Annotated in this window: 3 protein-coding genes and 1 pseudogene; all 4 read left to right on the top strand. The window is 64.2% G+C overall.

Annotation, left to right across the window (positions count from 1 at the left end):
* Positions 1 to 592, top strand: a pseudogene (locus EN749_RS30690) (ABC transporter permease); the annotation flags it as partial.
* A gap of 37 nt (positions 593 to 629) precedes the next feature.
* Positions 630 to 1,646 carry a sugar ABC transporter substrate-binding protein gene (locus EN749_RS30685; protein WP_164749005.1) on the top strand — a complete coding sequence of 339 codons (1,017 nt, stop codon included), beginning with the start codon at positions 630 to 632 and terminating at the stop codon, positions 1,644 to 1,646.
* Between the two features lie 13 nt (positions 1,647 to 1,659).
* Positions 1,660 to 3,774 (top strand): SMP-30/gluconolactonase/LRE family protein, encoded by a 2,115-nt coding sequence (locus EN749_RS30680; protein WP_128364562.1) that lies wholly within the window; start codon positions 1,660 to 1,662, stop codon positions 3,772 to 3,774.
* A partial coding sequence (locus tag EN749_RS30675; protein WP_128364561.1) for a strictosidine synthase occupies positions 3,774 to 4,767 on the top strand: 994 nt, incomplete at its 3' end. The genes EN749_RS30680 and EN749_RS30675, both read left to right, overlap by 1 nt.

Below are 4,767 nucleotides of genomic sequence, written 5' to 3'. Positions count from 1 at the left end.
CTACGGCCTTGGCCGAACCTTCTTCTTCACGCTGGAGATGCAGAATGTGCCGCCAGGCGCCGAATGGTTCTCGCTGATCGGGCAGGGCCGCATCCTCGGCGTCCCGGTGACGGTGGTGGTCTTTGCCATGCTTTGCCTGGCGCTGCATCTGGTGCTCAGCCGCACGCGGTTCGGCTGGCAGACCTATGCCATGGGCAACAATCCGGGCGCCGCCAGGATCACCGGCATTTCCAACCGGCCGATGATCGTCGCGCAATATGCGATCAGCGCGCTGATCGCCTACGGCGCCGGGCTGGTGCTTGCCTCGTCGGCGTCGGCGATCAACGCCCGGCTTTTCAATTCGACGATGATCTACGACATCCTTCTGGTCGTCGTGTTGGGCGGCATCGGCCTGAATGGCGGCCACGGCAAGGTTCGCAACGTCATTCTGGGCACGATCTTCGTCGGCATCCTGCTCAACGGCATGACGATCATGAACATCGCCTACACGATCCAGAACCTGGTCAAGGGCGTGGTCCTGCTTCTGGCCATCGTCATCGACTCGCTCGTCAACCCACGCGACGAGCAGACGTCCCAGCAAGGGGATCTCTGACACCAATTTCAACGCCAAAATGCAATGGGAGGAAACCATGCGACTTCTGAAAACGACAAAGTGGCTGGCCGCGGCCTGCATCGCGCTTGCCGGTATCGTCACCGCCAGCGCCCAGGACAAGGGTCTGGAAAATCCGCGCTCGACGACGTTCCACAAGACGCTGGAAGGCAAGAAGGTCGTCTTCCTGCCGCTGTCGATGGGTTTCGACCTGACCGAAGGCTGGGCGGCGGTGATGCGCCAGCAGGCCAAGCGCCTCAAGTATGATTTCGAGATCCGCGACCCCGCCTGGAGCACCGACGCGGGAACCCGCGCGCTGCAGTCGCTGATCAGCGAGAAGCCGGACCTGATCGTCGCGCACAATCCCGACATCCAGTCCTACGCCCGGTTGCTGGCTCAGGCGCAGGCCGCCGGCATCAAAGTTGTGCAGATCAACCTGGAATCGAACACCCAGACCGATTCGTATGTCGGCGCCGACTGGACCGAGATCGGCGAACAGGCGGCGCAGGCCGTGGTCGACAAATGCAGCCCCGGCAAGGGTGCTTCGACCAAGGTCGCTATCGACACCGGCGTGCCGACGGCGGCATCCGACGTGTTCCAACTCGACGGCATCTACCGTGTCTTGAACCAGCATCCCGACATTCAGGTCGTTTCGCAGCAGGCCACCGAATACAATCCGGAAAAGGCGCGCTCGATCATGGAGACCGTGCTGCAACAGCATCCGGATCTTTGCGGCGCCATCGGCATCTGGGACAATCAGGACACCGGCACGGCGTCTGCGATCCAGCAGGCCGGCAAGGGCGACCAGGTCTTCCTCGTCACAAGCGGCGGCGGCAACAGGGTCGGCTGCGAGAATGTCGAGAAGGGCCTGTTCAATCTCTACATCAGCTACAACGTGCCGCTGCAGGGCGAAATCCTGAATGCGGAGATCGCAAGGCTGCTGCTCTCCGACGGTACCGCCGGCGAGACCAAGACGCTCTATTTCAATCCGCTGACGCAGATCACCAAGGCCAACGTCAACCAGCGCAATTGCTGGACGCTGGACGATCTGAAGTAGGGAATCCTGACTTATGGCCACCAGCGATGCGCTTTCACGGCTGCGGTACCGGCTTTTGCCGGACCGCCTGTTCGGCGAATTGCTGACCAAGAGCTGGATCGACAACGTCATTCCGGCATTGGCGCTGGTGGTCACGATCCTCGTCATGACGTGGATCATCCCTGGCTATTTCTCGGTCGGCAACCTTACCGATCTCGCCCGCCAGGTGTCGGAATTCGGCCTGATCGCACTGGCGCTCACCATCGTCATCCTCTCGGGCGGCATCGACCTCTCGGTCGGCTCGATGTTCGCGCTATGCGTGCTTGCCGCCCTGGTATCGATGAACGTTGCCGGCCTGCCGGTCGGCGTGGCATTGATCGCGACGCTAGCCACGGGCCTCGCCTGCGGGCTGCTCAACGGGGTGCTGATCGGCTATCTCAGGCTGCGCGCCTTCATAACCACTCTGGTGACACTGGTCATCTACCGGGCGCTCTACGACATCATCTTTCCCCGGCTTGCCAGCGCGATCGTCGGCTCGATGCCGGTCTCCCCGACCTGGGACCTGATCGGCTTCGGCACCTTCTACGGCCTGCCCGTCTCCTTCGCCATTTTCGCCGTCATCGCCCTTGGCGCGCATATCGTCCTGTCAAGGCTAAGGCCAGGATGGCGGTTGCGCGCCGTCGGCGGTGCGCGCCGCTCCGCCTACAATGCCGGCATCAACGTCAAGCTGACGGTTTGCCTCGCCTATGTCGCATCGGGCCTGCTGACCGCGATCGCTGCCTTTCTGTTTTCCGCCCGGCTCGGCAGCACCGGCGCCGACACCGGCATAGGGCTGGAGATTTCCGTATTGACCGCCGTGGTGCTTGGCGGCGTTTCGCTGGGTGGCGGCCGCGGTTCGGTCGGCAATGCGGTGATCGGCTCCATCCTGGTGCTGATCCTGACCAGCGGCCTCATCCGCCTGTCGATGCCCGGCTCGGTCAACCAGCTGATCCTCGGTCTGGTGCTGATCGCCGCCGTGCTGTTCGACGCCAAATGGGTGAAGAACCGCGGCAAGCTGTTGAGCAAAGTCTATGTCTCGCCGACCTATCTGAAGCTGCCGAATTTGACGCCGCCGACCGGAACCGACGTGCTTGCCGTCAATGACAGGCTTGGCGCGGCGGAGCTCATAGGGCTTGGCGCGGTCGAAGGTCCCGAGGACGTCGTCCTCGACCGCGACGACAATCTCTATACCGGTACGCGGCACGGTACGATCGTCCGTTTCCTCGCGCCCCACTATGCGCGCAGCGAGGTCTTCGCCCGTATCGGCGGTCATCCGCTGGGGCTGGCCTTCGCGCCGAATGGCGACCTGCTCACCTGCGTCGGCGGCATGGGCGTCTACCGCGTCTCGCCGGACGGGACGGTGGCGAAGGTCACCGACGAAACCAATCGCAGCCTGCTGTCGGTGATCGACGATTCGCGGCTGAGGCTTCCCGACGATCTCGACATCGCGCCGGACGGGCGCATCTTCTTCAGCGAAGCGACGATCCGCTACGAAATGTCTGAATGGGCGGTCGATGCGCTGGAGGGCAGGGGCAACGGCCGGCTGATCTGCCACGATCCGAGGACCGGCTCGACCCGCACCATATTGCGCGGCCTGATCTTTCCCAACGGCGTCACCATTTGCCGCGACGGCCAGTCGCTGCTCTTTGCCGAGACATGGGCGTGCCGCATCAGCCGCTACTGGTTCGACGGACCGGACAAGGGCAAGCGTGAAATCTTCCTCGACAATTTGCCAGGCTATCCCGACAATCTCAACCGCGGCTCCGACGGAACCTACTGGATCGCGCTGCTCGGCATGCGCACCAGAACCTTCGATCTCGCCATGCGCAAGCCGGGTTTTCGCCGCCGCATGGCCAAGCGGATCGCCGCCGACGAATGGCTGTTCCCCAACATCAATCGCGGCTGCGTGCTGCGCGTGTCGGAAACCGGCGAGATCATCGACGCGTTGTGGGACGAGGCCGGCGAAAACCATCCCTCGATCACCTCGACCTGCGAGCACAAGGGCTGGCTCTATCTGGGCGGCGTCTCCAACAACCGCATCGGCCGCGTTCGCATCGAAGGCGCCGATCCGCAATGGACGGCGCATGACGATTACTGGGGGAAGCGCTGATGGCGGGGTTAGGCACGTTCGTCCGCCGGCTGTTTTCGGCTGATGATGCCGGCATCAGCGTGCCGGCCATGGACGGCGTCTTCAAACCGGACAACCGTCTGGAAGAGGCGGAGCGGCTGCTGTCGCTTCCCGCCATCGACAATCTCGTTGCGTCGCCAGCGAGACTGCTGTGCAGCAGCGGCAACACGCTCTTCCGGATCGACCTTGGGAGAGCGGGCGCTTCGGCGGTCGCAATAGCGGAGTTCGCGGCGCCGATCAGCTTTGTCGCATCCGCGCCCGATGGCCGCCTTGCCGTCGGCATCGAGGGTGAGGGCCTGCAAATCGGGCAGCCGGGCACCTGGAGGCGCATCGGCTTGCCAGGCGGCGTGGCGTCCTGCCTCACCGCCGGGCTCTTTACCGTGGATGGCTCGCTCTACCTGTGTGTCGGCTCGCGCAAGCATCCGGCGCGCGACTGGAAGCGCGATCTGATGGAGGGCGGCAGCAGCGGCGTCGTGCTCGCCATCGATCCGGACAGCGGCTCCCAGCGTGAGCTTGCAGCCGGATTGGCATTTCCCAACGGCGCGGTCATGCTCGGCAACGGCCGTCTGGCGATCAGCGAAAGCTGGCGCCATCGTATCGTCGCCCTTGATCCGAAATCCCCGCATCCGGTGGCGATCCTGGAAAATCTGCCGGCCTATCCGTCGCGCCTGTCACCCGCTTCCGATGGCGGCTTCTGGATGGCGCTGTTCGCGCCGCGCCGCCAGCTTCTCGAACTGGTGCTGCGCGAGGACGATTATCGCCGCGAGATGATGGCGACGATCGATCCCGGCGAATGGATCGGGCCGGAACTCGCCGGATCGGCGCGGCCGGACCAGCCGCTGAGCCAGGGCTCGGTCCGGCAGATGGGCGTGCTGAAGCCGTGGGCGCCATCGCGCTCCTACGGCCTCGTCGCGCGCTGCGACGACAGCGGCCGGCCCAGCGAAAGCTGGCACAGCCGCGCCGACGGCAGCATGC

It is taken from the genome of Mesorhizobium sp. M7A.F.Ca.ET.027.02.1.1, from assembly GCF_004022985.1.
Lineage (GTDB): Bacteria > Pseudomonadota > Alphaproteobacteria > Rhizobiales > Rhizobiaceae > Mesorhizobium.
The sequence above is the reverse complement of the archived record's forward strand: the minus strand, read 5'-3'. Positions and strand labels throughout refer to the sequence as shown.